Source organism: Ramlibacter humi (assembly GCF_004681975.1).
In the GTDB taxonomy this organism is placed as follows: domain Bacteria; phylum Pseudomonadota; class Gammaproteobacteria; order Burkholderiales; family Burkholderiaceae_C; genus Ramlibacter; species Ramlibacter humi.
This window is the reverse complement of record NZ_SMLK01000003.1, coordinates 182,984-209,638: the sequence shown is the minus strand read 5'-3', so window position 1 is coordinate 209,638 and position 26,655 is coordinate 182,984. Positions and strand designations below refer to the sequence as shown.

The 26,655-nt window shown below is 69.8% G+C and carries 27 protein-coding genes; 13 read left to right on the top strand and 14 right to left on the bottom strand.

What is annotated here, in order from left to right:
* Window positions 1-38: 38 nt before the first annotated feature.
* Window positions 39-518, bottom strand: a complete 480-nt coding sequence (locus tag EZ216_RS11970; protein WP_205959665.1) for a Spy/CpxP family protein refolding chaperone — start codon at window positions 516-518, stop codon at window positions 39-41.
* Between the two features lie 251 nt (window positions 519-769).
* Here EZ216_RS11970 and EZ216_RS11965 point away from each other — a divergent pair, with 251 nt between their 5' ends.
* Complete coding sequence (locus tag EZ216_RS11965) at window positions 770-1,135, top strand: hypothetical protein (protein ID WP_135250000.1); 366 nt, start codon at window positions 770-772, stop codon at window positions 1,133-1,135.
* A gap of 23 nt (window positions 1,136-1,158) precedes the next feature.
* Here EZ216_RS11965 and EZ216_RS11960 read toward each other — a convergent pair whose 3' ends face one another.
* From EZ216_RS11960 to EZ216_RS11945, 4 genes are read right to left on the bottom strand one after another with little or no spacing between them, the layout of a single operon-like run.
* Window positions 1,159-2,433 (bottom strand): biosynthetic peptidoglycan transglycosylase, encoded by a 1,275-nt coding sequence (locus EZ216_RS11960; RefSeq protein ID WP_135249999.1) that lies wholly within the window; start codon window positions 2,431-2,433, stop codon window positions 1,159-1,161.
* The gene (gene xrtQb / locus EZ216_RS11955) at window positions 2,430-2,972 is read right to left on the bottom strand and encodes an exosortase Q subunit 2 (protein WP_135249998.1); all 543 of its coding nucleotides are present in this window, start codon (window positions 2,970-2,972) and stop codon (window positions 2,430-2,432) included. Before xrtQb ends, EZ216_RS11960 begins: the two co-directional genes overlap by 4 nt.
* Window positions 2,965-3,804: an exosortase Q gene (gene xrtQa, locus EZ216_RS11950; protein ID WP_135249997.1), complete on the bottom strand. Its 840-nt coding sequence runs from the start codon at window positions 3,802-3,804 to the stop codon at window positions 2,965-2,967. Before xrtQa ends, xrtQb begins: the two co-directional genes overlap by 8 nt.
* Before the next feature lie 10 nt (window positions 3,805-3,814).
* Window positions 3,815-5,860, bottom strand: coding sequence for a VIT and vWA domain-containing protein (locus EZ216_RS11945; RefSeq protein WP_135249996.1), 2,046 nt, complete (start codon window positions 5,858-5,860; stop codon window positions 3,815-3,817).
* Window positions 5,861-6,036: 176 nt separating this feature from the next.
* On the opposite strand from EZ216_RS11945, the gene creD reads away from it, so the two are divergent.
* The gene (creD, locus tag EZ216_RS11940; protein WP_135249995.1) at window positions 6,037-7,431 is read left to right on the top strand and encodes a cell envelope integrity protein CreD; all 1,395 of its coding nucleotides are present in this window, start codon (window positions 6,037-6,039) and stop codon (window positions 7,429-7,431) included.
* Here creD and creC read toward each other — a convergent pair.
* From creC to EZ216_RS11925, 3 genes are read right to left on the bottom strand one after another with little or no spacing between them, the layout of a single operon-like run.
* Complete coding sequence (creC, locus tag EZ216_RS11935; protein WP_135249994.1) at window positions 7,423-8,865, bottom strand: two-component system sensor histidine kinase CreC; 1,443 nt, start codon at window positions 8,863-8,865, stop codon at window positions 7,423-7,425. The two genes, creD and creC, sit on opposite strands and share 9 nt — an antisense overlap.
* Window positions 8,862-9,596: a two-component system response regulator CreB gene (gene creB / locus EZ216_RS11930; RefSeq protein WP_135249993.1), complete on the bottom strand. Its 735-nt coding sequence runs from the start codon at window positions 9,594-9,596 to the stop codon at window positions 8,862-8,864. The genes creC and creB overlap by 4 nt, the downstream gene beginning before the upstream one ends.
* A 43-nt stretch (window positions 9,597-9,639) precedes the next feature.
* Complete coding sequence (locus EZ216_RS11925; RefSeq protein ID WP_135249992.1) at window positions 9,640-10,743, bottom strand: alkene reductase; 1,104 nt, start codon at window positions 10,741-10,743, stop codon at window positions 9,640-9,642.
* Window positions 10,744-10,862: 119 nt separating this feature from the next.
* Here EZ216_RS11925 and EZ216_RS11920 point away from each other — a divergent pair, with 119 nt between their 5' ends.
* Entirely contained in the window at window positions 10,863-12,056 is a 1,194-nt protein-coding gene (locus EZ216_RS11920) for a YbfB/YjiJ family MFS transporter (protein ID WP_239024354.1), read from the top strand.
* A gap of 1 nt (window position 12,057) precedes the next feature.
* Here EZ216_RS11920 and gstA read toward each other — a convergent pair whose 3' ends face one another.
* Window positions 12,058-12,666, bottom strand: a complete 609-nt coding sequence (gstA, locus tag EZ216_RS11915) for a glutathione transferase GstA (RefSeq protein WP_135249990.1) — start codon at window positions 12,664-12,666, stop codon at window positions 12,058-12,060.
* 80 nt (window positions 12,667-12,746) lie between these two features.
* On the opposite strand from gstA, the gene EZ216_RS11910 reads away from it, so the two are divergent.
* The gene (locus tag EZ216_RS11910; RefSeq protein WP_135249989.1) at window positions 12,747-14,006 is read left to right on the top strand and encodes an AsmA family protein; all 1,260 of its coding nucleotides are present in this window, start codon (window positions 12,747-12,749) and stop codon (window positions 14,004-14,006) included.
* A 94-nt stretch (window positions 14,007-14,100) separates the two neighbouring features.
* Entirely contained in the window at window positions 14,101-14,949 is an 849-nt protein-coding gene (locus EZ216_RS11905; RefSeq protein ID WP_135249988.1) for a transglutaminase-like domain-containing protein, read from the top strand.
* Here EZ216_RS11905 and EZ216_RS11900 read toward each other — a convergent pair.
* Together EZ216_RS11900 and EZ216_RS11895 are read right to left on the bottom strand one after the other, a co-directional pair.
* On the bottom strand, window positions 14,937-15,692 hold the full coding sequence (locus EZ216_RS11900; protein ID WP_135249987.1) for a class II aldolase/adducin family protein: 756 nt from the start codon (window positions 15,690-15,692) through the stop codon (window positions 14,937-14,939). The genes EZ216_RS11905 and EZ216_RS11900 overlap by 13 nt on opposite strands.
* Before the next feature lie 102 nt (window positions 15,693-15,794).
* Window positions 15,795-16,070, bottom strand: a complete 276-nt coding sequence (locus EZ216_RS11895) for a YkgJ family cysteine cluster protein (protein ID WP_135250210.1) — start codon at window positions 16,068-16,070, stop codon at window positions 15,795-15,797.
* A 117-nt stretch (window positions 16,071-16,187) separates the two neighbouring features.
* On the opposite strand from EZ216_RS11895, the gene mnmG reads away from it, so the two are divergent.
* The 7 genes from mnmG to EZ216_RS11860 all read left to right on the top strand — a co-directional run bounded on the left by mnmG (window position 16,188) and on the right by EZ216_RS11860 (window position 22,843).
* Window positions 16,188-18,137 carry a tRNA uridine-5-carboxymethylaminomethyl(34) synthesis enzyme MnmG gene (mnmG, locus tag EZ216_RS11890; protein WP_135249986.1) on the top strand — a complete coding sequence of 650 codons (1,950 nt, stop codon included), beginning with the start codon at window positions 16,188-16,190 and terminating at the stop codon, window positions 18,135-18,137.
* Window positions 18,134-18,781, top strand: a complete 648-nt coding sequence (gene rsmG, locus EZ216_RS11885) for a 16S rRNA (guanine(527)-N(7))-methyltransferase RsmG (protein WP_135249985.1) — start codon at window positions 18,134-18,136, stop codon at window positions 18,779-18,781. Before mnmG ends, rsmG begins: the two co-directional genes overlap by 4 nt.
* A 43-nt stretch (window positions 18,782-18,824) precedes the next feature.
* Window positions 18,825-19,439, top strand: a complete 615-nt coding sequence (locus EZ216_RS11880; protein ID WP_135249984.1) for a LysE family transporter — start codon at window positions 18,825-18,827, stop codon at window positions 19,437-19,439.
* Between the two features lie 4 nt (window positions 19,440-19,443).
* Window positions 19,444-20,214 (top strand): ParA family protein, encoded by a 771-nt coding sequence (locus EZ216_RS11875; protein ID WP_135249983.1) that lies wholly within the window; start codon window positions 19,444-19,446, stop codon window positions 20,212-20,214.
* A gap of 52 nt (window positions 20,215-20,266) precedes the next feature.
* On the top strand, window positions 20,267-20,806 hold the full coding sequence (locus tag EZ216_RS11870; RefSeq protein WP_135249982.1) for an RBBP9/YdeN family alpha/beta hydrolase: 540 nt from the start codon (window positions 20,267-20,269) through the stop codon (window positions 20,804-20,806).
* A gap of 13 nt (window positions 20,807-20,819) precedes the next feature.
* Complete coding sequence (locus tag EZ216_RS11865) at window positions 20,820-21,740, top strand: ParB/RepB/Spo0J family partition protein (protein WP_135249981.1); 921 nt, start codon at window positions 20,820-20,822, stop codon at window positions 21,738-21,740.
* A gap of 107 nt (window positions 21,741-21,847) precedes the next feature.
* On the top strand, window positions 21,848-22,843 hold the full coding sequence (locus tag EZ216_RS11860; RefSeq protein WP_135249980.1) for a CsgG/HfaB family protein: 996 nt from the start codon (window positions 21,848-21,850) through the stop codon (window positions 22,841-22,843).
* 142 nt (window positions 22,844-22,985) lie between these two features.
* Here EZ216_RS11860 and EZ216_RS11855 read toward each other — a convergent pair whose 3' ends face one another.
* The gene (locus EZ216_RS11855) at window positions 22,986-24,410 is read right to left on the bottom strand and encodes an FAD-binding oxidoreductase (protein WP_135249979.1); all 1,425 of its coding nucleotides are present in this window, start codon (window positions 24,408-24,410) and stop codon (window positions 22,986-22,988) included.
* 77 nt (window positions 24,411-24,487) lie between these two features.
* Window positions 24,488-25,381 carry an EF-hand domain-containing protein gene (locus EZ216_RS11850; RefSeq protein ID WP_135249978.1) on the bottom strand — a complete coding sequence of 298 codons (894 nt, stop codon included), beginning with the start codon at window positions 25,379-25,381 and terminating at the stop codon, window positions 24,488-24,490.
* A 155-nt stretch (window positions 25,382-25,536) separates the two neighbouring features.
* Here EZ216_RS11850 and EZ216_RS11845 point away from each other — a divergent pair, with 155 nt between their 5' ends.
* Window positions 25,537-26,097: a cob(I)yrinic acid a,c-diamide adenosyltransferase gene (locus tag EZ216_RS11845; RefSeq protein ID WP_135249977.1), complete on the top strand. Its 561-nt coding sequence runs from the start codon at window positions 25,537-25,539 to the stop codon at window positions 26,095-26,097.
* Window positions 26,098-26,223: 126 nt separating this feature from the next.
* Here EZ216_RS11845 and EZ216_RS11840 read toward each other — a convergent pair whose 3' ends face one another.
* On the bottom strand, window positions 26,224-26,646 hold the full coding sequence (locus EZ216_RS11840; protein ID WP_135249976.1) for a hotdog fold thioesterase: 423 nt from the start codon (window positions 26,644-26,646) through the stop codon (window positions 26,224-26,226).
* Window positions 26,647-26,655: the final 9 nt, after the last annotated feature.

Below are 26,655 nucleotides of genomic sequence, written 5' to 3'. Positions count from 1 at the left end.
GTCGAACGCTTCGGCAAGCTCAGCCCGAACGGTCCGGATCAGCCGTGGCGGTGGCCGCCGGGGCCGCGGTTGAACATGCGAGCCGTCTCGTTGTCGAAGGTCTTCTTCTGGTCGGCGTTCAGCTGGGCATAGAAGGCCTTGGTGGCGTCGGCGCGGCGGTCCATCTCGGCGTTGCGCTGGTCACGCATGGCACGCATGTGGTCGATGCGGTCCGGCGTGCTCAGATTGGCGAGGGCGCCGCGGTCGGGGCGCTGGCCGGCCGCGGGCGGCTGCATGGCGTTGGCGAACGTGGTCCAGGCGCTTTCCTGGTTGGGCGCGATCTTCAGCTTCTGCTTCAGGTCGGCCAGGCGCTTGTTCACGCGCTCGGCGCGCTTGGCGGGATCGAACGCCTTGCGGCCCTGCTGGGCTTGCGTGCCGCCGGCGGGCGGGGTGCCGGGGGCCGGCTGCGCCTGCACGGCGAACGCCGCGCCGGCCAGCAGCGCGCAGGTGACGAGGTGCTTGCGGATGTGCGATTTCATGGCTTGCTTTCCTTCCGGGTGGTTGGGCCTTCGGCGGGATCCCGCCTCAGGTTGGAAGGCAGTTTCGGCGCCGCGTGCAAACGGGCCATGCCGGGAAGGTAGAGCAAACGTAAAGGCGGGGCCGGGCCTCGTCACAGCTGGGCTGCCCGCGCGCCGTGCGGCGCGTCCTACGGGGGGACACCGTTCCGGGCCACAGACGCGGATGGGGGGTCCGCCCATCATGGGCTGATCCATCTCACCAGGAGAACCCCATGAAGATGCAGCAAGCACGGCCGTTGGCCGTGATGGCGCTGACGGCGGGACTGGCTGGCGGTGCGATGGCGCAGCCGGCCACGCCGGCGGTCCCCGCCGACTCCGATGCGCCGCCTTCGTCGCCGGGTCAGGTCATGAGCGATGTGCAGCCGTTGCCCGCGGAAGTGCGCGACAGCCATGGCGCGATCGTCCTCGACCAGTCGAAGGTGCGCGCGCAGCGGCAACGCAACGACTTCCAGGCCGCGGGCGACCGCACCGGCGTCACGTCGACGATCGGCCGCAACGTGTCGCGCATCGTGGAGCGCTCACGCAGCTGGAGCGACCTCCGCGAAGCCGAGGCCCCGCCGCCCGACGGCGGGCGCTGAAACCAGTCGAAGCGGCCGCCGCATCAAGGACGCGCCGCCTTGCCGCCGTCGCTGGTGCCCGGTTCGGCCCAGCGCGGCGTCCAGTCCAGCATCGGCAATTGTTCGGCCAGCGCCAGTTTCTTGGCGCGCGGCATGCCGCGCATGGCCAGCAGCACCCATTGCGCGCGGGCGGTGTCGATGCCGCCGCGCCCGGCCCACCGCTGCGCCTCGAAGCCGGGGTTGTGCAGCATCGCGGCCAGCCAGGCCGCCTGCGCGGGGCCGAGCTCGTGCGCGCGCACGCCGAAGTAACGCAGCGACGCTGACTCGGCGCCGCACAGCCCTTCGCCCCAGGGCGCGTGGTCCAGGTACATGTGCAACAGCCGTGGCTTGCCCAGCGTGCGATCCAGCTCCACCGCGTACAGCAGCTCGCGCAGCTTGCGCACCGGGCTGCGTTCGTCACCGGTGACGAGCAGGCGCGCCACCTGTTGCGACAGCGTGCTGGCGCCGCGCTGGATGCGCTGCGCTTCGTTGTTGCGCACCAGCGAGGCGGTCAACTCCGCCAGGTCGTAGCCGGTGTGGTCCCAGAAGCGCTGGTCTTCCGCCGCGACCACCGCGCGGGCCAGCCAGCTGTCGGCGGTGAGGCGGCTGGCGCGCCGGCTGCAGGCGCTGCGCGCGCCCACCAGCGCCTCGGTGCCCAGGCCGGCGACTTCGAAACCCTCAATGCGTGGCGTGACCGTCAAGGTGCTCTGGGGCAGCGACCACGTGGCGTCCAGCGAGAAGCTTCCGCCGATCCGCGCTCGACCCACTTCCGGGATCACGCCGGCGAAGAGCGCGAATCCGTCGGCCAGCGGCGTCGAGGGGATCCGCAGTTGCAGGCGCAGCCCTTGAGGCGACAGCTGGCCTTGCCAGCGGCCGTGCACCGCGCCGCTGCGCACTTCGCCGGACAGCAGGTCGGCCAGGCGGCTCACGGTGAACTGCACTTCCGGCAGCACCAGCGGCTCCTGCCCCAGGCCCGGTGGTTGCAGCGTGCACGGCGCGCAGCGCACCTGCAGTTCACCGTCGCCTGCGTGCTGGATGTGAAGCCGGCCTTGAGCGACGGGCAGCGCGCGGCCGTCCAGCAGCGGCGCACCCCACCACGAGGTCGCGAGCCGCAAGGCCGACGGCACGCCGGCCTGCAGCTTCAGCGGGCCGATGGCCAGCGGCAGCGCCCATTCGCCCGGCAGCGGTGTCAGCGCGATGCGCAGCACGAGGAACACGGCGAGGGCGATCACTACCAGCACGGCGAGCAGCGCGCCCAGGATGGCGAACAGCGTCTTCATAGCGGTTGCGCCACGGTGACGGCGCGCCACGGGCCGTGCGACTGGCCCAGCGCCGCGGACCAGTACCACGACGAGGCGTCGGTGAAGCCGCGCCCTTGCGCGTCGACGATGCGTTCGCACACGCGCTGGCGCACGCCGCCGCGCTCCACTTCGAAGCAGCGCCACAACTCACCCTGCGCGTCGCGCCACAGCACCTGCGTGCCGACGCGCCAACCCAGGCCGCGGTAGCAATCCGCCGCGGGGTGCAGCATGCGCGTGGGCTGCAGCACGGTGCGCAGCACCAGCACCTGCCGGCCGTTGGTGAGGCGGGCGATGCTGCCCGGGAAGCGATCGGCAAACCGCTCTTCCACCGCGGACAGCGCCAGCGGGCGCAAGGGCCGGCCTTCCCACTCGGCCGGTAGTTCGGGCTGCACATTCGGAACGTATTGCGCAGCAGGCCGGCCCCACGCCGCCCAGGCGCTCCACGCCAGGCACAGCGGCAACAGCACCGCCCAGGCCAGCTTATGGGCCACGCGGTTGAGGAAGGTGTTGTCAAACATGGCGGCCGTTCCCGTGCATGACCCACGCGATGCCCGTGCAAACGAAGCCCAGCACGGCCAGTCCCACGACGTCGTGCGCGTTTCCGACCATGGGCCGCCCGATCGCCTCGCCCGCGACCAGCACGGTGTTGCGGATCACGTTGCCCGCCAGGACGATGGCGCTCACTGCCGGAAGCCGCGCGAGAAAGGACTTGTCCGCACGCCCCGCCCACAGCGCGGTGACGCACGCGGTGAAGTAGCCGAGCCACAGCATCTGCACGCCGGAGCACGGCGCGTCGACGATGACCAGCCGGCCGTCCACGCGCAGGCTGCTGCCCATGCGTTCGGCGAGGAAGAAGGGCGACAGCAGCCAGCGGCTCGCTTCGGCCGTCAGCACGCGCAGCGGGTAGCCGGCGTAGAACTGCAGCGACGCCAGCAGGGGCAGCGACAGCACCGCCAGGCCCATCACCGGCGCGGCGGCAACGCGTGCCGGCAGGAAGGCGGCCAACGCGGCGCCCAGCGAAGCCAGGCCAAGCAGGGCGGCCGGCAGCGGCGGCCACCAGCCTTGCGCCACGCTGGACGCCACGGCCAGCAGCAATGCCACGGCCAGCCACCGCAGACGCGGCGCGACGCGCAACTGCCGGCGGCACGACCACGCGGTGACGGCCAGCGCGGCCAGCGCCAGCACGCCGAGCGGATCGTCGGAGCCGTCGGCCACGCGGCGTCCCATCCAGGCCCACGTCGGCAGCAGCGCCGCGGCCAGCAGGCCCAGCCACACGGCTGGCGCGGCGCGGTCCAGCGCGATGGCGGCTTCCAGCAGCCGCGGCCGCGCGTAAAGGCGTTCGAGCAGCATGGCGGCTTCCTCAGGCGGTGAAGCGTTCCGCCCGCTGGCGGCGGGCGCGGCGCGCCAGCATGGCCAGCACCGACAGCGTGACGAAGACCGCGCCCCAGGTGGCGGGCTCCGGCGTGCCGGGCACTTCGGCGCCGACGGCGGTGGCTTCCACGCCTTGCGGCAAGGGCAGCGGCTGGTCCACGGCCGTGGCCGGCGTGGCCGTGCGCACGACCTGGTCGACGGCCAGGAAGCTGGTGTACTGCGTGAGCAGCGTGTAGCGCAGGCCCAGGTCGGTGATCTGCTGCCGCAGCCCGTCGCCGCCTTCCAGGCCTTCCTGGTCGGACAGGCGCGCGATGCGGTGGCGCGCCCACAGGTAGCGCAGCGCGGCGGTGTCCTGCGCGACCTGCGCGCCGACGGGCAGCGCTTCGCGGTAGGTGCCCGCGGCGTTGCGGCCTTCGATGACGACCTGGCCGCGCGCATCGCCGCGCCACTTGCCGAACACCAGCACCGGGCGCTCGCCCAGCACGTCGGGCAGCTCGCGCGGCTCGACGTCGTACACCTCCAGGCCTTCGAAGCGCGCGTTGACGCTGGTGAGTACGGGCGACTCGATCATCTTGCGGAAGCGCGCGGCTTCGGCCGGCGCCTGCGCGGGGTCGGTGATGATGAAGGGCTCGCCCATGCCGGCGCGGGCCAGGCCTTCCATCAGGTGGCGGTTCACCGAACTGCCGATGCCGAAGGCGAACACGTTGGCTTCGGACAGGTGGCGGCGCACCAGCTCGAAGGCTTCGCGTTCCACCGACACGTAGCCGTCGGTCACCACCACCACCGTGCGTGCCACGTCGGGCGTCTTGGGTTCGGCGTAGACCTTGCGCAGCGCGGGGATCAGCTCGGTGCTGCCGCCGCCTCGGTAGTTGGCGAGCGTGCCCATGGCGCGGTCGATGTTGGCGCGCGTCGCGGGCACGCTGCGCGGCGCCAGGAACTCGCTGCTGCCCGAGAACAGCAGCACGTTGAAGGTGTCGCTGGGTTTCAGGCCGCCGACCAGCTCGCGCAGCATGGCCTTGGCGGTGTCCAGCGGGAAGCCGTGCATGGAGCCGGAGATGTCGACCACGAAGATGTACTCGCGCGGGCTGATGGCGGCCGGCGCCACGTGCTTGGGCGGCTCCACCATCGCCAGGAAGAAGTTCTCGTCCTGCCCGCGGTACAGCATGACGCCCGATTCGATGCGGTCGCCGGCCAGGCGGTAGTCGAGGATGAAATCGCGGTTGTCCTGGCGGCCTTCGCCGCGCGCCAGCGTCACGCCGGCGCGCTTGTCGCCTTCCTCGGTCACTTCCACCTGGTGCGTGGTGGAGTGAATTTCCTTCAGGCCAATGGGGCTGGCGAGAGCGACCTTCAGGTCGAAGGTGGGCGCGCGCTGGTCCTGCGTCCCCGGCGGCAGGGTGGGCTGCGCGATCCACTTCGCGCCGGCGTCGGCCGACTGCGGGCTGTTGTAGCGCGGTCCCACCACGGTGGGGAACACGAACCGGTAGTTGCCCGACTGCGGCACCAGCAGCTCGGTGTAGCGCAGCTCCACCTTCACGTCGTCGCCGGGCAGGATGTTGGCGACGTTCATCTGGAACACGTTGGGGCGGTGCTGCTCCAGCAGCGCGGCCGTCTTGCCTTCGCCCTTCGCCTGTTCGTATTCGACCCTGGCCTGCTGCTTCTCACGGATGCGCGCGGTGACGATGCGCTCGCCCAGGCGCACGGTGAGGCCGTTGACGGCCGCGCGCGTCGAGCCGGGGAACACGTACTTCGCCTCGATCGGCCGCCGGCCCTCGTTGCGGTACGTCTGCGTGACGGTCACGTCGGCGATCACCCCGGAGATGCGCACGTCGACTTGCGTGCCCTTGAGCGGCAGGCGGTCCACCGCGGGGTCGGCGCCCTGCACGAAGAAGTACGGGCTTTCGGTCTTCTGCGGCGGCGCGGCGTCCTCGGCGCGGGCGGGCGCGAAGGTGAGGAAGCAGGCGGCGGCGGTGCCTGCGGTGACGGTCATCAGCCAGCGCAGGGCGCCTTGGGGGGCTGGCGAAAGGGGGGTGTCCATGGGCTCGATCTCCCGGGCGTGCGACGGTGCACGGAGCGAAGGTTCGGGCCCGAGCGAGAAGCCGGTGGGAAGCGCGGGAGGGCTTGTGTGAAGTCCGCGTGAAGTCGCGGCTTCACGCTGCGCGCGCGGACGGCGGCGAGCATCCGCGGCTCCACAACTTCGCGAGGAGAAGCGAGATGAAGAACCTATTCGGCCAGTCCATGCTGGGCAAGGGACTGCTGCTGGTGTTGCTGCTGGTGCTGCTGTGCTTGCCGCTGGCGCAGATCGGCGGCCTGGTCGGTGACCGTGGCGTGGCACAGGTGCAGGCGGAACGCGAGCTGGCGCAGACGCACGCAGGGCACCAGCAACTGGCCGGCCCGGTGCTGGTGGTGCCTTACGTCGAGCGCTGGACCGAGGCGCAGCTGGATGCGAATGGGAAGGTGTCGGGGCGCGTGCCGCAAAGCATCAGCGGCGTTCACCTGGTATTCCCGGAGAAACTGGACGTCGAAGGCGCGCTGGCGCCGGAGGAACGCTACCGTGGCATCTTCACGGTGCTGTTCTACAACTGGAACGCCAGGCTCACCGGCGGCTTCGCCGGGTCCGGCCCTGCATCGATCCCGCGCACGCGCAAGGACTCGGTCATCGAGGCCGATGCCCCGATGCTGGCGGTCGGCGTGACGGATCCGCGCGGCATCCAGGGCTTGCCCACCTTGCGGCTGGCGGGCGAGGAGGCCCGGCTGCAGGCTCGCGTACCCGGTGTTTCGGAGCGCAGCGTGTTGGCGAGTGGTGTGCACGCGCCCCTGGCTGGTGCCGCCCTCCAGGCCTGGCAACGCGGCGCGCCGATCCCGTTCGAACTGAAGCTGAGCCTGCTGGGGCAGCAGAGGCTCTCTATCGTGCCGCTGGGCGAGGACACGCGCGCGCGCATGGCGTCCCCGTGGCCGCATCCCAGCTTCGGCGGCGACTTCCTGCCGGCCCATCGTGAAGTCACGGGCGGCGGCTTCCGCGCAGAATGGGCAGTGACCTCGCTCGTCACGCCGGCCCGTTCGCAGATGCAGGCCAACGTCACGAACCCGGGATCCGCGACCGAGTCCATGCAGACGTTCGACGTCGCGCTCGCCCAGCCGGTGAGCCCCTATTCGCTGACCCACCGCGCCATCCACTACGGCGTGCTGTTCATCGGCCTGGTGCTGATGGCCGCGTTCATGTTCGAGCTGTTCCTGCGCCTGCGGCTGCATGCGATCCAGTACGGGCTGGTGGGGATGTCGATCGCACTGTTCTTCCTGCTGCTGCTGGCCGGCTCGGAGAAGGTGGCTTTCGGCATCGCCTACGCGGCGGCCGCGGCCGGCAGCGTGGCGCTGCTGGCGGCGTACTTCGCCGGCGCGTTGCGAAGCGCGTGGCGCGGGCTGGCGCTGGGCGCCTATGTGGGCTTGCTCTACGCGGCCCTGTATGGCCTGCTGCTGTCGGAGGACAACGCGCTGCTGCTCGGGTCGTTGCTCGCCTTTGCGATGCTCTCGGTGCTGATGCTCGCCACGCGCAAGGTGGACTGGTACGCGCTCACGGCGCGGCCGGAAGGCGCGCCGGCTTCAGCCTGAAGCCACCGGCAGCCGCAACCGCGCCACGGCGCCGGCGCCTTCGCCGGCGTTCACCAGTTCGACGCGGCCATGGTGCAGCGATGCGATCTCGCGCACGAAGGGCAGGCCCAGGCCGGTGCTCTTCTTGCGCGAATGCGGGCGGGCGAGGGAGTAGAACTTCTCGAACACCTTGTCCTGCGCGTACTCCGGGATGCCCGGGCCCTGGTCGGCCACTTCGATCACCAGTGAGCGCGGCCGCAGCCGGGTGCTGACCAGCACCTCGCCGCCTTCGGGCGAAAAGTCGATGGCGTTGTCCAGCAGGTTGCCCAAGGCGCGGCGCAGCAGGAAGGGGTCGCCGTCCACCGACGCGTCGGCCCCGATGGCCAGCTTCACGCGCACGCCGCGCGCGGCGGCGGTAGGGTTGGCGGAGGCGACCACGTCCTCGAGCAGGGGCGTCATCGCCACCAGCTGCGTCGCGTCGAGCCGGCGCCGCGTTTCCAGCGCGGTGAGCTCCATCATGCGGTCCACCGTTTCCTGGATGCGCTGTGTTTCGCGCGTGATGTTGTCCAGGAACTGCTGCCGCTGCCCGGGCGGCATGCCCGGCTCCTGCAGCAGTTCGGCCGCACCGCGGATGGCCGACAGCGGGCTCTTCACTTCGTGCGTGAGCGTCTGCACGTAGTCGGCGACATAGTTGCGGCCCGCCAGCGCGTCGCGCATCTCTTCGTACGCCGCGCCGATGACGCCCAGCGCGCGCCGCCCCAGCCGCGGCAGGCTCAGCTTGCGCTGCGAGCGGACGTAGCGCACGTAGTCGGCGATCAGCCCGAACGGCCGCACCAGCCACACCGACACGATGATCGCCAGCATGAGCACCGCCACCGCGGACGTCAGGCCGACGTACAGCGTCTTGCGCCGCGCCGCCTGCACGAACTGGCCGAAGCTTTGCACCGGCTTGCCCACGCTCACCGCGCCCACGATCCCGTCGCGCCAGCGCACCGGCGCGCCCACGTACATCACCGAGGTGTCGGGCTCGTGCTCCAAGTCGGGCGAGGTTCGCGCGCCGTACTCGCCGCGCAGCGCCAGCCGCACGTCGCGCCACTGGGAGAAGTCGGCGCCGGCCACCTGCCCCAGCGAGTCGTACAGCACGCGGCCGCCGCGGTCGGTGACGTACATCCGCAGCTCCACCCGCTCCTTGGTCATGCTGAAGATGCGCGCTTCGAAGCGGCGCGCATAGACCGAGCGGAACAGCGGATCCAGCCGCGCGGTGTCGATGGCGCCGTCGCGCACGTCCTGTTCCACCAGGCTGGCCATCAGCTGCGCGGTTTCCACCAGCGATTCCTCGGCCGACTCGCGGTAGCGCGGGTCCAGGTCGGCCAGCACGCGGTACAGCAGGAACGCGATGCCGATCGCGTAGATCAGCAAAATGCCGATGAAGATGCGGTTGCGCTTGGCGTTCACGAAGGCTCGCCCGGCAGGTCCTCGCTCAGCGCGTAGCCGGTGCCGCGCAGGGTGCGGATCGGCTCCAGGGACGGCGCCACGGCCTTGAGCTTGGCGCGCAGCGTCTTCACGTGCGCGTCCACCGTGCGGTCGAAGCTGTCGCTGTCGTCGTCCCACACCTTGGCCAGCAGCTCGTCGCGGGTGTACACGCGGCCGGGCTTGAGCACCAGCAGGCGCAGCACGCCGTATTCGTAGCGCGAGAGTTCCAGCGCGCGGCCGTAGTAGCGGATCTGGCGCTTGTCTTCGTCGAGCGCGAAGGGCACGGGCGGCGGCGCAGCCGGTACCGATGCTGCGCTGCCGTTGGCCGCCGGCCGGCTGCTGCGGCGCAGGATGCCGCGCACGCGCGCCACCAGTTCGCGCGGCGAGAACGGCTTGGCGATGTAGTCGTCGGCGCCCAGCTCCAGCCCGACGACGCGGTCAATCTCGTCGCTGCGGGCGGTGAGGAACAGCATGGGCACGCCGGCGGCGCCGGGCAGCGCCTGCAATTGCTTGAACAGCTCGAAGCCGTTCAGGTCGGGCAGGCCGACGTCGAGGATGGCGAGCGCGGGCGGCCGGGCCTGAAACTCGCGCAGCGCCTGATCGGCGGTGGCGCACCAGACGGGCGCGAAGCCGTCGGTGGCCAGCACGTACTGGATCGTGTCGGCGATGCCCGACTCGTCCTCGACGACCAGGATGCGCGGCTTGCTGAGCATGCGCCTATTGTGGCGGCGCGCGCGCGTCGCCACCGGCGCCGCTTCAGGCCAGCGTGGGGTAGTCGGTGTAACCCCTGGCGCCGCCTCCGTAGAAGGTGGTCTTGTCGGGCGCGTTCAGCGGCGCGCCGGTGCGCAGCCGTTCCACCAGGTCGGGGTTGGCGATGTACAGCTTGCCGAAGGCGATCAGGTCCGCGCCGTCGCGCAGCGCGTGGTCGGCCAGCTGGCGGTCGTAGCCGTTGTTCACCATCCACGCACCCTTGCCGCCGGCTTGCCGGTAGGCGCGGCGCAGCGCTTCGTAGTCGAACGGACGCTCGGGCAGTTCGCGCGCGCCGCCGGTGGCGCCTTCGATGACGTGAATGTACGCCAGGCCCAGCGGCGCCAATTGCTTCACCACGTACTCGAACAGCGGCTGCGGCTCGGGGTCGTGGATGTCGTTGGCCGTGGTGACCGGCGACAGGCGCACGCCGACCAGGCCGCCGCCGACTTCGTCGACGAGGGCGCGCACCACCTCCAGCAGCAGCCGCGCGCGGTTCTCGATGGAGCCGCCGTAGTCGTCGGTGCGCTGGTTGGCGCCGCGCTTCAGGAACTGGTCGAGCAGGTAGCCGTTGGCACCGTGCACCTCCACGCCGTCGAAGCCGGCGGTCTTCACGGCTTCGCGCGCCGCCACCTGGAAGGCGTGGACAATGCCGGGGATCTCGCTCGCTTCCAGCGCGCGCGGCATCGACGTGTCGGCGAAGCCGCCGACGCCGTCCTTGATCAGGTAGGTCTTGGTCTTGGCCGCGATGGCGGACGGCGCCACCGGCTTGCCGCCTTGGGGCTGCAGCGAATCGTGCGAGACACGGCCCACGTGCCACAGCTGGGTGACGATGCGGCCGCCCTTGGCATGCACGGCGTCGGTGACGCGCTTCCAGGCCTGCAGCGCTTCGGACGTGTAGAGGCCGGGCACGTCGGCATAGCCCTGGCCCTGGTGACTGACGGCGGTGGCTTCGGTGACGAGCAGGCCGGCGCTGGCGCGTTGCGCGTAGTACTCGGCCATGAGAGGCGTGGGCACGGCACCCGGCGCGCGGTTGCGCGTCAGCGGGGCCATCACGATGCGGTTGCGCAGGGCCAGCTTGCCGGCGTGCACGGGATCGAACAGGGAGGGCATGTTCCTTCGCTTTCTTCTCGGACGGACGCAGTTGGGGACGCGTGCAGCGTAAGGCAAGCACCGATGTCCTGTGCCCTGCAAGACGATGCGGTTTCATGTTTGCCCGACAATCCGGCTCCGTGGCCGACACCGCACCCCAGCCATTCCTGCGCCTGGCGCTGGCCTTGTCGCTGGGTGCGGTAGTCTCGCTGGGCATCACGAGATTCGCGTACGGACTGCTGTTGCCACCGATGCGTTCGGACCTGCAGTGGTCGTACACGCTGGCCGGGGCGATGAACACGGCCAATGCGCTGGGTTACCTCATCGGGGCGCTGCTGACGCCTCGGCTGATGCGGCGGTTCGGCCCGCCACGCCTGCTGCTCGGTGGCGCGCTTCTTGCCAGTGTGTTCATGGGGCTGTCGGGCTTCTTCACCGCGCCGGCGCCGCTGTTGCTGCAGCGCACGTTGGCAGGTGTCGCCAGCGCCTTCCTTTTCATCTCGGGCGGCCTGCTCGCGGCGCGGCTGGGTGCGATGCAGCCCAAGCGCAGCGGATTGCTGCTGGGCCTGTACTACGGCGGCACGGGCCTGGGCATCACCTTGTCGGCCGTGCTGGTGCCCGTAGTGCTGGATGCGGCCCACGGTGTGCCGCACGGCTGGGCGTGGGCCTGGTGGGCGCTGTCGCTGGCGTGCATCGCCGCGACGGCCGTGCTGGCCTGGCCCGCGCGCGTGCTGGGCGATGGCGAGCTGCCGGGCACGACGGGTGCCTCGCAGCCGCAGCACTTCCGCGTCCGCGACTTCGCGCCCACGCTCGGCGGCTACGCGCTGTTCGGCGTCGGGTACATCGGCTACATGACGTTCGTGATCGCGCTGCTGCGCGAGCAGGGCGTCGGCGCGGGCCGCATCACCTTGTTCTACGCGCTGCTGGGATTGGCGGTGATCGCTTCGTCGCGCATCTGGGCCGGGCTGCTGGACCGCTATCGCGGCGGGGAGCCGCAGGCGTTGCTGAACGGCTTGCTGGGGTGCGCGACCATCGTGCCCGCGCTCACCGCTTCATGGCCGCTGGTGCTGGTTTCGGGCCTGGTGTTCGGCGCGGTGTTCCTGTCCGTGGTGGCGTCCACCACCGCCATCGTGCGCCACAACGTGCCGCCGTCGCAGTGGGCCGCCGGCATCAGCGCGTTCACCACGGTCTTCGCGTTCGGGCAGATCGTGGGGCCCACGGTGGTGGGCTGGATCGCGGACGGGCAGGGCGGGCTGGCGCGCGGGCTGGTGTTCTCCGCGGCCGCCCTGTGGGTGGGGGCGGCGCTGGCTTGGCGCCAGCGGCCGCTGTCCCAATGACTTATTTCGCCAGGCCCTCGGCCTTCAGCGCTTCCTGCACCGCCGGGCGGGCGGACATGCGTTCGCGCCAGGCCATCAGGTTCTTGCGCGCCGACAGGTCGATGTTCATCGGCTTGGCCCAGTTGGTGACCACGAACAGGTAGGCGTCGGCCACGCTGAAGTGGTCGCCCATCAGGTAGTCCTTGCCGGCGAGCTGGCCGTCCACCCACTCGATGCGGCTGGCCAGGCGATCGCGGTAGATCTGCTTGCCTTCCTCGGGCATGGCCGGGTTGAACAGCGGCGAGAACGACTTGTGGATCTCGGTGCCGATGAAGGTCAGCCACTCCTGCAGGCGGTAGCGCGGCAGCGTGCCGTTGGCCGGCGCCAGGTTCTTGGTCGGCACCTGGTCGGCGACGTACTGCACGATGGCCGGGCCTTCGCGCAGGCGGGTGCCGTCGTCCAGCTCCAGCATCGGCACGTAGCCCAGCGGGTTGATGCCGTAGTAGTCCGTGCCGTCCTGCAGCTTGTGCGTCTTGGTGCTGGCCAGCACCAGCTCGAAGGCCAGGCCCGCTTCACGCAGGACGATGTGGGGCGACAGGGAACAGGCGCCGGGGGAGTAGTAGAGCTTCATGGGTGGGTTTGTCTTCCTCGGGATGAGGACCCGGATGCTAGCCGTGCCGCAAATTTCCTGCAGGCGCGAGAATCGGGCTCATGCGCAAGTGGATGAAATGGGTGCTCGCGGCCGTGGCCGCGGTGGTGGTGCTGCTGGCGGCGGCGGTGTTCGCGCTTTCGCGCTGGGCGTCCAGCGACGATTTCCGGCAGCGGGCGCAGCAGCAGGCGGCCGCGGCGCTGGGCGTGCCGCTGCAGCTGGGACGCATCGAGATCGCCGTGTTCCCGGCGCCTTCCGTGGCGGTCTACGACGCGCGGGTGCAGACGCAGCCGCCGCTGACGCTGGAAAGGGTGGAGGCGCGGCCCGTCTGGACCTCGCTGCTGGCGGGCAAGCCGGAGCTGGGCTCGCTGGTCGTGCGCAACGCGGTGCTGCCGCAGCAGGGCATTGTGGCGCTGATGACACGCCTGCAAAAGCAGGATGCCGCGGGCAAGCCGGCCGGTGCGGCCTCGTCGCCCCCCAAGGAATCGTCCGCCGCGCCCACACTGCCGCGGCGCATCGTCCTGGACCGCGTGACCTGGGTCGACGAGAAGAACCAGAAGCTGACCGTCGATGCCGACGTGGACTTCGAAGGCGAGCTGCTGCCGCAGTCCGCCAGGGTGGACGTGGTGGACGGCCGCTTCAAGGGCGCCAAGGCGCGGCTGGAGCGCACGGCCGACGCGTGGCAGCTGCGCAGCGAGATCGGCGGCGGCACGGTGACCGGCCCGCTGCGCCTGCAGCAGCAGAAGAACGGCCAGTGGCGCCTGGCGGGCGAGCTCGCCACCAAGGGCGTGGAGGTCTCCGCGCTCACTGCGCCCAGCCGCGCGCTCACCGGCCGCGTGGACGCGAACACCACGCTGCAATCCGACTTCAAGGAGCCCGGCGCGCTGGCCGATGCCATGCACACGCAGACGAAGTTCACCGTGCGCAACGCGGTGCTGCACGGCATCGACCTGGCGCAGGCGGTGCGCACGCTGGGTGCCAGCCGCAGCGGCGAGACGGCGCTGGACACGCTGGCCGGCAATGTCACGACGCAGGGCCGCGTCGTGCACCTCACCAACCTGGTGGCCAGCTCGGGCCTGCTGTCCGCCACGGGCAACGTCACGCTGAACGCCGACAAGAGCCTGGCCGGCAAGGTGCAGGCTTCGCTGACCGCCGGGCCGATCGGGCAGCTGGCGGGCGTGCCGCTGCAGGTGGCGGGCACGCTGGACTCGCCCTCGGTCACGCCGACGGGCGTGTCGCTGCCGGGCTCGGGCGTCGCTTCGTCGGTGGGCGAGAAGGTCGGCAAGGGCCTGGGCAGCCTCAAGGGCCTGTTCGGCAAGTAGCGTTCCTACAGCGGCCCGCGCCGCTGGCTGATGGATGCCGAAGGTTTCGCCGGCGACCATGGATGAGCCCGGCAAAGCGCCGCGCGAACCTTCCATGCACCTGTCGACCGTCGAGACCGTGCTGGCGTACGACGTGCGCCAGCCTTCGCATTTCTGCTTCAACATCGAGGCCGCGATCTGGCCCACGCAGGACATCGTGGGTGAGAACTTGTCGGTGTTCCCGCCGGTGCCGCTGCGCACGTTCGAGGACCCCGGCAGCGGCAACCGCTTCTTCCGCTTCGACGCGCCGCCCGGGCCGCTGGAGGTCCGCTACAAGGCCGACGTGGAAGTGCACACCGAGCCGGTGGACGAGCACCTGCCCGAGGTGCCCGTGAGCCAGGTGCCCGACGACATCCTCCATTGCCTGCTGCCCACGCGCTATTGCGAATCGGACGTGGTGGGCGCGTGGGCGCGCGAGCAGTTCGGCCGGGTGCCGCCGGGCATCGCGCGCGTGCGGCACGTGGTGGACTGGGTGAACCGCAACATCGACTACAGGCCGGGCAGCACGGGGCCGACATCCACCGCGCACGACGTGCTGTCGCAGCGCGCGGGCGTGTGCCGCGATTTCGCGCACGTCGGCATCACGCTGTGCCGGTCACTCAACATCCCGGCGCGGCTGGTGGCGGGCTACGTGTGGTTCGACGAGCCGCCGCAGGACTTCCACGCCGTGTTTGAGGCCTGGCTGGACGGGTACTGGGTGATGTTCGACGCCACCGGCATGGCGCCGGTGGACCGGTTGGTGCGCATCGGCACAGGGCGCGACGCGAAGGACGTGGCTTTCAGCACCATCTTCGGCAACGTCGCGATGACGAACAAGCAGGTGCACGTGCTGGAGCACGATGCGCGCCTGCCCGTGGCCCCGCCCGTGCCGCCCGTGCCGGCGGCGCCGGCTCAGGTTTTGTAGGAGGGGTCTTCGCGATCCAGCTTGCGCAGCAGCGCGGGCCACGCGATGTTCGCGCCCTGGCCGGCGGTGACGGTCTTCATCACCTGCGCCATGCCCTCCAAGATTTTCGGGTTCACCTGCACCAGCTCGTCGCCCGCCTGTGCGTCGATCTGGATGCGGCAGGTGTTCTCGAACGTGTACATGCCGAGGAAAGCGTCGGGCACCGACTTGCCCACGGTGAGCAGCCCGTGGTTGCGCAGCACGAGGAAGTTCTTCTCGCCCAGGTCCGCGACCAGGCGCGGCTTCTCGTCGTCGCGCAGCGCCACGCCTTCGTAGTCGTGGTAGCCGAGGGACGCCAGCACGAAGGTGCTTTGCTGGCTGATGGGCAGCACGCCGCACTTCTGCGCGCTCACGGCAACGCCGGCGCGGCTGTGCGTGTGCAGCACGCAGCCGACGTCGTGGCGCGCATCGTGGATGCAGCTGTGGATGACGAAGCCCGCCGGGTTGACCGGGAAGGGCGAGTCGATGATCTTGCTGCAGTGCTGGTCCACTTTCACCAGCGACGACGCGGTGATCTCGTCGAACATCAACCCGTAGGGGTTGATCAGGAAGTGGTGCTCGGGACCGGGGATGCGGGCGCTGATGTGGGTGAAGACCAGGTCGCTCCAGCCGTAGGCCGCCACCAGGCGGTACGCGGCCGCGAGGTCCACCCGCAGTTGCCATTCCTCGGCGCTGACGACTTCGCGCAGGGATGCGATGTTCATGGGCGTCTCCTTGTGGTCGCTCGCCGCGGCATGCGGCAGGACGATCATTCTGTCCGTTCGTGCGGCGCGCGCTGTCTGCCAAATGACAGGCGCGGGAAAACCTCAGGCCGTGAGCCGCTCGAGCGTCGCCAGCCACTGCAGCGCATGCTCGCGCGAGCCGCCGCACATCTCTGCCTGCGGCTGCAGGCCGCCGCAGAAAGCCGGGCGCTCGGGTTGCCCAAAAATGCGGCAGCGGTTTTGGTCGTCGAGCTGCACGCATCGCACGCCCGACGGCTTGCCGTTCGGCATGCCGGGGATCGGCGAGGTGATGGACGGCGCGATGCAGCAGGCGCCGCAACCCGGCCGGCAGGCGAGGGACATCCCGCGATTGCAACACATCGGCCTTGCACCACCCGAAGCCAGTGAGCGCTTGCTGGCAAGGGAATGCAACCGGAACGTAAAATGCCGGGCTCGCAGGTCCACGACCGCCCGCGCCCGGCAAAAGGCGCTCCCCTCATGCTCTATCCCGAAGAATTCGACGTGATCGTCGTCGGTGGCGGCCATGCCGGCACCGAAGCCGCCCTGGCCGCCGCGCGCATGGGCTGCAAGACGCTGCTGCTGACCCACAACATCGAGACGCTGGGCCAGATGAGCTGCAACCCGTCCATCGGCGGCATCGGCAAGGGCCATCTCGTGCGCGAAGTGGATGCGCTGGGCGGCGCGATGGCTATCGCCACCGACGAGGCAGGCATCCAGTTCCGCATCCTCAACAGCTCCAAGGGGCCGGCGGTTCGCGCCACCCGGGCCCAAGCCGACCGCATCCTCTACAAGGCGGCGATCCGCCAGCGCCTGGAGAACCAGCCCAACCTCACGCTGTTCCAGCAGGCCGTCGATGACCTGATGGTGGAGGGCGACCGCGTGGTGGGCGCCGTCACGCAGGTCGGCATCCGGTTCCGCTCGCGCACCGTCGTGCTGACGGCCGGCACCTTCCTCGACGGCAAGATCCACGTCGGGCTGAACAACTACGCGGGGGGCCGCGCGGGCGATCCGCCGGCCGTGTCGCTTTCGGCGCGGCTGAAAGAGCTGAAGCTGCCGCAGGGCCGCCTGAAGACGGGCACCCCGCCGCGCATCGACGGCCGGACCATCGATTTCTCCAGGACGGAAGAGCAGCCGGGCGACCTGGACCCGGTGCCGGTATTCAGCTTCATGGGCCGCGCGGACATGCATCCGCGCCAGGTGCCGTGCTGGATCACCCACACCAACGAGCGCACGCACGACATCATCCGTTCGGGCTTCGACCGCAGCCCGATGTTCACCGGGAAGATCGAGGGCGTGGGCCCGCGGTACTGCCCGAGCGTGGAAGACAAGATCAACCGGTTCGCGGACAAGGACAGCCACCAGATCTTCCTGGAACCGGAAGGGCTGACCACCCACGAGATCTACCCCAACGGCATTTCGACCAGCCTGCCGTTCGACATCCAGTACGCGCTGGTGCGAACGCTGCCGGGACTTGAGAAGGCGCACATTCTGAGACCGGGCTACGCCATCGAATACGACTACTTCGATCCGCGTTCGCTCAAGGCCAGCTTCGAAACGCGCCAGATCGGCGGCCTGTTCTTCGCCGGCCAGATCAACGGGACGACCGGGTATGAGGAGGCCGCCGCCCAAGGCCTGTTCGCCGGCATCAACGCCGCCCTTCAATGCCAAGGCCGCGAGGCTTGGCTGCCCCGCCGGGATGAGGCGTACCTGGGCGTACTGGTGGACGACCTGATCACCAAGGGCGTGACCGAGCCGTACCGCATGTTCACCAGCCGGGCGGAGTTCCGGCTGCAGCTGCGGGAAGACAACGCGGACATGCGCCTGACCGAAGCGGGGCGCCAGCTGGGGCTGGTGCCGGACGACCGCTGGGACGCGTTCAACCGCAAGCGCGACGCTGTTTCACGTGAAACACAGCGGCTGCGATCGGTCTGGGTGAACCCCCGCAGCCTGCCCGCGGAAGAGTCTGAGCGGGTGCTCGGCAAGTCCATCGAGCACGAGCACAACCTGTTCGACCTGCTGCGCCGGCCGGGCATCGGCTACGAGCAGCTGTTGACCCTGGAAGGTGGCAAGCACGCCAGCCCGGCTGTTTCACGTGAAACACTCGGCGAGCTCTACGGCCCCGTGGTCGAGCAGCTGGAGATTGGCGCCAAGTACGCCGGCTACATTGAACGGCAAAAGGACGAGGTGGAGCGGGCTGCCAACTACGAGGGCCTGCGGCTGCCGGCCGAGCTGGACTACATGCAGGTGGCGGCGCTGTCGATCGAGGTGCGCCAGAAGCTGAGCAAGCACCGGCCGGAAACGCTGGGCATGGCGTCCCGCATCTCGGGCGTCACCCCGGCGGCGATCTCCCTTCTGCTGGTGCACCTGAAAAAGCACAAGTTCCAGGGTTTCGCCGAAGCCGCCAACCAGGCCAAGCAGGCCGCATGAGCCTGGCCGTAGGTTTGGCCGCTGGGCTGCGTGAGCTCGGCTTGGGGTTGGATGAAGCGCGGCAGCAGCAACTGCTGGCCTACCTGGACCTGCTGGCCAAGTGGAACAAGGTCTACAACCTGACCGCCGTGCGTGACCCGGCCGAGATGCTGACGCATCACCTGCTGGACAGCCTGGCGGTGATCGAGCCGTTGCGACGGCGGACGGGTGGGGCGGCCGCCCGGGTGCTGGACGTCGGTTCCGGGGGCGGGTTGCCGGGCGTCGTCATCGCCATCTGCTGCCCGCAACTCCAGGTTGACTGCGTGGATACCGTCGGCAAGAAGGCGGCTTTCATCCAGCAAGCGGCCGTGCAGCTGCAGCTTCCCAACCTGCGTGGCGTGCACGACCGGGCGGAAAAGCTGGCCGGGCAGTACGAGGTCATCACCTCTCGCGCCTTCGCCACGTTGGCGGATTTCGTCGCTGTTTCACGTGAAACATTGGAGGCGCAAGGGCTGTGGATGGCGATGAAGGGCAAGCACCCGGACGCCGAGCTGGCGTCGCTTCCGGGCGATGTGGCCGTGGTCGAAATCGAGCCTTTGCGGGTGCCGGGACTGGGGGCTGAACGCTGCATCGTCTGGATGCGCCAAGCCGCCGCAGGGGCCTGACTTACACTCGGCCCTCCACAGCACAGCCTTACCGGGGGGATTCATGTTCGGCGTAGCGGACTACGGCGCCTTCGTCGCCGCCATCATCGTGTTCCTGGCCATCCCCGGACCGGGCAACCTGGCGCTGATTTCCTCCACCGGCAAGGGCGGCATCCGGGCGGGACTGGCCGCCACGCTCGGCATCATCGCCGGCGACCAGGTGCTGATGTGGGCCGCAGTCGCCGGCGTGGCCGCGCTGCTGATCGCGTACCCGGCTGCATTCCATGCCGTGCAGTGGGCGGGCGCCGCCTACCTGGCGTGGCTGGGCTTCAAGATGCTGATGGCCAAGCCCGGCGCGGCGCCGGTGCTGAACATCCAGCCGCGCCAGTACTTCCGGCAGGCCGCCTTCATCACGCTGCTGAACCCCAAGGCCATCGTCTTCTACATGGCCTTCTTCCCGCTGTTCATCGATCCCAAGCAGCACCAGGGCATGGCCACCTTCGGCGTGATGGCGCTGACCATCGCCACGCTCACCTTCCTGTACGGCCTGGCCGCCGTGCTGCTCACGCACTTCCTCGCCGCCCGCCTGAAGGCCAACCCGCTGATCGGCCGGGTGCTGGAGAAGGTGGCCGGTGTTTTCCTGATCGGCTTCGGCGTCAAGCTGGCCGTCTCCCGGTAACCGCATGGCCCGCATCTTTTGCGTCGCCAACCAGAAGGGCGGCGTCGGCAAGACCACCACCACCGTCAACCTGGCCGCCGGCCTGGCCAAGATTGGCCAGCGCGTGCTGATGGTGGATCTCGACCCCCAAGGCAATGCCACCATGGGGTCGGGCATCGACAAGCGCAAGCTGGAACTGACCGTCTACGACGTGCTGCTCGAATCCGCCGGCGTGGCCGAAGCGCGCGTGCGCAGCGACAAGTGCGGCTACGACGTGCTGGGCGCCAACCGTGACCTGGCCGGTGCCGAAGTGGAGCTCGTGGGCGTGGACCGCCGCGAGCGGCGCCTGCGCGAAGCGCTGGGGAAAGTCTCGCAGGACTACGACTTCGTCCTGATCGACTGCCCGCCGTCGCTGTCCATGCTGACGCTCAACGGCCTTTGCTCCGCCCACGGCGTCATCGTGCCGATGCAGTGCGAGTACTTCGCGCTGGAAGGCCTGACGGACCTGGTGAACACCATCAAGCAGGTGCACGCCAACCTGAACAAGGACCTGCAGATCATCGGCCTGCTGCGCGTGATGTACGACCCGCGCATCACGCTGCAGCAGCAGGTGAGCGAGCAGCTCAAGGACCACTTCAAGGACAAGGTGTTCGACACCGTCATCCCGCGCAACGTGCGCCTGGCCGAAGCCCCCAGCTACGGCCTGCCCGGCGTGGTGTTCGATCCCGCGGCCCGCGGCAGCCAGGCTTTCGTCGAATTCGCCGGCGAGATGGTGGAGCGCATCCGCAAGATGTGATGTGGTGCCAGGCCGCGCCACATCTAGCTTTTCAGCTATCGGATCAGGAGCAATGAAGCCCTCCAACGTCCTGCTGCTGCCTGGATGGCAGAACAGCGGCCCGCAGCACTGGCAGTCGCTGTGGGAGCAGCGGCATGGCTACGTGCGCGTGGAGCAGCACGACTGGATGCGGCCGCTGCGCGGCGACTGGGTCACGCGCCTGGAAGAAGTGCTGCTCACGCGCGACGAGCCCGCGGTGCTGGTGGCGCACAGCCTGGGCTGCATGCTCACCGCGGCGTGGGCTTCGGTCACGCGCAACCCGCAGCGGGTGAAGGCGGCGCTGCTCATCGCCCCGGGCGACCCGGAACGCGAAGAACTGCGCGAGCCGCTGCGCACCTGGTGGCCGGTGCCTTTGCAGCGGCTGCCTTTTCCCAGCGTGCTGGTCGCGGCGCGCAACGACCCGTACTGCGCGCAGGAGCGCTCGCGGCTGTTCGCGCATGCGTGGGGCAGCCGCTTCATGGACTACCGCGACGCCGGCCACATCAATGCCGACTCGGGCCTCGCCAGCTGGCCGGAAGGCCATGTGCTGCTGCAGGACCTGATGACACTTTAGGAACGAGAAGACGATGGTGACCAAGAAACCCAAGGGCCTGGGCCGCGGGCTGGAAGCGCTGCTGGGGCCGACCGCGGCCGAGGGCGCGGCCGCCGACAAGCCGGGCGCGAACGCGGGTCAACCCGCTTCGCTGCACCTGTCCGACATGGTGCCCGGCATGTACCAGCCGCGCACGCGCATGGACGAAGGCGCGCTGTACGAGCTGGCCGAGAGCATCAAGGCGCAGGGCATCATGCAGCCGATCCTGGTGCGCAAGCTGGCGGACGGGCCCGACACGGGCAAGTTCGAAATCATCGCGGGCGAGCGCCGCTTCCGCGCCGCGAAGCTCGCGGGCCTGGACAGCGTGCCGGTGCTGGTGCGCGACGTGCCCAACGAGGCCGCCGCCGCGATGGCGCTGATCGAGAACATCCAGCGCGAGGATCTCAACCCGCTGGAAGAAGCGCAGGGCCTGCAGCGCCTGATCCGCGACTTCGGGCTGACGCACGAGCAGGCTGCGCAAGCGGTGGGCCGCTCGCGCAGCGCGGCGTCCAACCTGCTGCGCCTGTTGAACCTGGCCGATCCGGTGCAGACCATGCTGATGGCCGGCGACCTGGACATGGGCCACGCTCGTGCGCTGCTCGCGCTGGAGCGCGCGGCGCAGATCACGGCGGCCAACCAGATCACCGCGAAGAAGCTGTCGGTGCGCGAAGCCGAATCGCTGGTCAAGAGGATCGGCGCCGAGTTCACCCTGGTGTCGCCCAAGCCGAAGAAGGAAAAGTCGCGCGACCTGCGGCGGGTGGAGGAGGAGCTGTCGGACCTGCTCACCGCGGAGGTCGAAGTGCGGGTGAAGAAGCGCGTGAAGCGCGCGGGCCGCACCGAGGAGATGGGCGAGCTGGCCATCCAGTTCGGCTCGCTGGACGAGTTGAACGGCTTGATCGATCGTCTGCGGGGCTGAATCCGTGAAATAACCAGCAGGCGGACGGGCGGCTGCTGGGCACAATCGCGGGATTCGTCTCGTTACCGCACCCATGAGCTGGGTGCTCGTTCCCAGGAGTCCTGAAGATGCGTACCCGCTTCCTGCTTGGCGCCGGCGTGCTGGCCGTGCTGTCCCCCTTCGTGCAAGCCCAGACGCTGGGCGGCGCCAGCGGCCCCGCCGGTGACGCGCAGAAGGTGGAAAAGTGCGACGCGCCCAAGGGCACGCTCGCCGTGGTGGAGCCGCAGGACGCGGTGCTGCAGTCGCTGCAGACCATGGGGCTGGGTTCGCCCACCAGCATGATCCGGCTGATCATCCAGCAGTCCAACTGCTTCCAGATCGTCGAGCGCGGCGCGGCTTTCCAGAACGTCATGCAGGAACGCGCGCTCGCCGCAGGCGGCCAGCTGCAGGCCGGCGCGAACGTCGGCCAGGGCCAGCTGGTGGCGGCCGACTTCGTGGTCACGCCCAGCGTCGTCTTCTCCAACAACAACGCGGGCGGCGTGGGCGGCGGCATCGGCGGCCTGCTGGGCGGGTTCGGCGGCGGCGGCGGCCGCGTGTTGGGCGCCATTGCAGGCGGCCTGAAGTTCAAGGAGGCGCAGACGTCCATGACCATGGCCGACACGCGCTCGGGCATCCAGGTGGCCGCGGCCGAAGGCAGCGCCCAGAAGACCGACTTCAACATCGGCGGCGCGCTGATCGGCGGTGGGGCGGGCGCGGCGCTGGGCGGCTACACCAACACCGCCGAAGGCAAGATCGTGGCGGCCTCGTTCCTGGACAACTGGAACAAGATCGTGCTGAACATCCGCAACAACCCGTCGCTGATCCAGGCCAAGGCCGGTCCCGCGTCGCAAGCCAATGCCGCACACAGCGTGAAGGCCGGCGCCGCGGTGGCGGGCGACGTCTACCTCGCGAAGATCGCGGGCGTGAAGGTGTACCGCGACGCCAACGAGAGCGCCGGGCTGGCGATGACGCTGTCCAAGACCGACGAAGTGATCGCCGAGGGCCAGGAGCAGGACGGCTTCATGAAGGTCGCGACGCCCAAGGGATCGGGCTGGGTCAAAGCGATCATGATGCGCAAGCAGTAACTATTCACCGGCAAAACGCTACGCGTTTCGCCGGTGCCCTGATCAGATGAAGAAGGCCGGGCAAAGCCCGGCCTTCTTCATGAGGTGTCCGCGCTGCATGTTATTCCGCGCGAACGGAGTGCCGGCCGCGAGCGGCCGGCATTCAAAGCGAGAAGATCTTGCCGGGGTTGAGGATGTTCTTCGGGTCGAGCGCGCGCTTGATCGTGCGCATCATGTCCACCGCGCCCGCGCCGGCTTCGTCGACCAGGAAGCCCATCTTGTGCAGGCCCACGCCGTGCTCGCCGGTGCAGGTGCCGCCCAGGCTCAGGGCGCGCGCCACCAGCTTGTGGTTCAGCTCCTCGGCGACCTCGCGTTCCTTCGGGTCGTTGGGATCGAGCAGGTAGCCGAAGTGGAAGTTGCCGTCGCCCACGTGGCCGACCAGGAAGTAGGGCAGCTTGCTCTCGTCGGCTTCGGCCACCGAATCCAGCAGGCAGTCGGCCAGGCGGGAGATCGGCACGCAGGTGTCGGTGCTGATGGCGCGGCAGCCGGGGCGCGACTGGATGGCCGCGAAGTAGGCGTTGTGCCGCGCGGTCCACAGGCGCGTGCGCTCTTCCGGGGTGGTGGCCCACTCGAACGCGTTGCCGCCGAATTCGGCCGCGATCTCCTGCACCACCTCGGCCTGTTCCTTCACGCCGCTGGGCGAGCCGTGGAACTCCATCAGCAGCATGGGCTCTTCGCGCAGGCCCAGCTTGCTGTGCGCGTTGACCATGCGTACCGTGTTGACGTCGATCAGCTCCACGCGCGCGATCGGCACGCCCAGCTGGATGACCTGGATGACCGTTCGCACCGCGGCTTCGATGCTGGGGAACGAGCAGATGGCCGCCGAGATGGCTTCGGGGATGGGGTACAGGCGCAGCGTGATCTCGGTGACGATGCCCAGCGTGCCTTCGCTGCCCACCATCAGGCGCGTGAGGTCGTAGCCGGCGGACGACTTCTTCGCGCGCGTGCCGGTGCGAATGACTTCACCGCTGGCCGTGACCACCTCCAGCGCCAGCACGTTCTCGCGCATGGTGCCGTAGCGCACGGCGTTCGTGCCCGAGGCGCGGGTGGCCGTCATGCCGCCGATGCTGGCGTCGGCGCCGGGGTCGATGGGGAAGAACAGGCCCGTGCTCTTCACCTCTTCGTTCAGCTGCTTGCGCAGCACGCCGGCCTGCACCGTGACCGTCAGGTCGTCCGCGTTGACGGACAGCACCTTGTTCATGCGGCTGACGTCGATGCTGATGCCGCCTTGCACCGCCAGCAGGTGGCCTTCCAGCGAGGAGCCGACGCCGAACGGGATGACCGGCACGTCGTGTTTCGCCGCCAGCGCCACCGCGTCGGCCACGTCTTGCGTGCTCTCGGCGAACACCACCGCGGCGGGCGGCGGCACCTCGAACGAAGACTCGTCGCGGCCATGCTGTTCGCGCACCGCCATCGCGGTGGAGCACCGGGCGCCGAAGCGAGCCGCCAATGCGTCGAGCAGCGCCTGCGGCACCGCGCGCGGGTGGAATTCAGGAACGAGGTGCGAGAGGGCGGTGGGCGCGTTCATGGGGTCTCCTGGCGACCGGCCAGTGTACGCCGCGCGCCCCGTGCCGTCACCCGAGGCGAGCCCCCGGGATCACCGCATCACCGCAGGCTGGCCTCGTATTCCGAGCGGGACACCACGCCGTCGCGGTTGGTGTCCATGTCGTCGAAGCTCATCGTCACCAGCGGCAGGCGCAGCGCCTCCGCGCGCGTGAGCAGGCCGTCGTGGTTCAGGTCGGCCACGGCGAACATCTGCGCGATCTGCAGCGCGGTGAGCGGGCCGATCGGGCCGGCGACATTGGCGGCCACCGAGGGCGTGCCGTTGCTCAAGCTGCCGGGCGGGCCGACGGTGCCGACCGCGGTGGCACCGGTGGACGGCAGGGTGCCCGTGATGGGAGCGACCGCGCCGGCGGATGGCGCCACCGCACCGGCCGCGGTCGCGGGGCCGTTGGGGTCGAGCACGAAAGCCGCGTTGCCGGCCGCACCCGCCGCGCCGGCATCGGCCGCACTGGTGGCGGGCGCCGCCGTGGCGCCTGGCACCTGCACCACGCCGCGCGTGCTGCTGGCCACGCCACCGGCGGTGCTCGTGCCGGCGGTGCTGGGTGCGACGGTGGTGGTGGTCGGACCCGTCGCGGCGGCGGACGTGCCGGGGGCGGCGATCGACGTCGAAGGGATGCCGGCGGGGAAGGGCAGCGGCGAGGGAAGCCCGTTGGGGAAAGCGGAAGGCGAGGCCAGGCCCGAGGGTGAAGGCGAGCCAGCGGGCAACGTGGAGGTGCCGCCCAGTTCGCCGATGGTGCTCGCGCCGGTGGTGGTCGTGGTTGTCGTGGTGACGCCGCCGGACGTGCCGCTGGTCAGCGGAGCCCGTGCGGGCGAGGTCGCACTGCGTGCAGGGGCGGTGCGGTTCACCGCCAGTTGCGCGAACGCCGTGCCGGCGCAGAGCGTGAGCACGGTGGCGGCGAGCACGGTAGCCCGGAAGGAAGGGCTGCGGGATTTCATGGTCGCATCTCCTGTTGCTTGCCATGTTCGGCAAGCGCCGGGTCATCGCCTGTCGCGCGAACACGGCAGTACGCGTAGGACGCGCCTCGCACCGCGCTGCGGCCTGGCTTGCCACGCGGTGGGAGAATTCAGGCAGATCACAGGAGCAGCAACCGATGGGCAACCGCCTGACGCAGATCGCCACGCGCACCGGCGACGACGGAACGACCGGCCTGGGCGACAACACCCGCGTGCCCAAGAGCAGCCTGCGCGTGCAGGCGATGGGCGACGTGGACGAGCTCAACTCGCACATCGGCGTGCTGCTGTGCGAGGAGCTGCCCGGCGACGTGCGGCCGCTGCTGGTGGAGGTGCAGCACCAGCTGTTCAACCTGGGCGGCGAGCTGTCGATCCCCGGCTACGAGCTGCTCAAGCCCGAGGCGCTGGCGGTGCTGGACGACGCGCTGGCCACGCACAACGCCAAGCTGCCGCGGCTGCAGGAATTCATCTTGCCGGCGGGCAATCGCGCGGCTTCCCAATCCCACGTGTGCCGCACCGTGGCGCGCCGCGCCGAGCGTGCGGTGGTGGCGCTGGGCCAGGTGGAGGCGGTGAACGAAACGCCGCGGCGCTACCTCAATCGCCTGTCCGACCTGATGTTCGTGCTGGCGCGCGTGCTCAACCGCATGGACGGCGGCGACGACGTCTACTGGAAGAGCGAGCGGATGGCTCGCGAAGGCTGAAGAAAGCGGACTCCCTTACGCAGAGCTCGCAGAGTTCACGCGGGGCACACAGAGAAGAAACCATCAGGACATTTCTCTGCGACCTCTGCGTCTCCTCCGCGAGCTCTGCGTAAGGGAGTCGGCCCTTCAGCGCGCCGGCAGCATCGCCATCGTGATGCGCGCGACGCAGGTGAGCTCACCCTTCTCGTTCGTCATCTCGATGGCCCACACGTGCGTGCTGCGGCCGATGTGCACCGGCCGCGCGGTGCCGGTGACCCAGCCCGAAGGCGCGGCCTTCAGGTGGTTGGCGTTGATGTCCAGGCCAAAGGCTCGCTGGTCTTCACCGCTGGCGTACATCGCGCCGCACGAGCCCAGCGTCTCGGCCAGCACCACCGACACCCCGCCGTGCAGGATGCCGTAAGGCTGGCGCGTGCGCGTGTCCACCGGCACGCGCGCGCGGATGAAGTCGTCGCCGACCTCCAGGAACTCGATGCCGAGGTGCTGCACGGCGGTACCCACGTGCACCTCGGTCAGGTGTTCGACGGAGATCGGCTTTTTCCAAATGCGCATCGCGCCGAT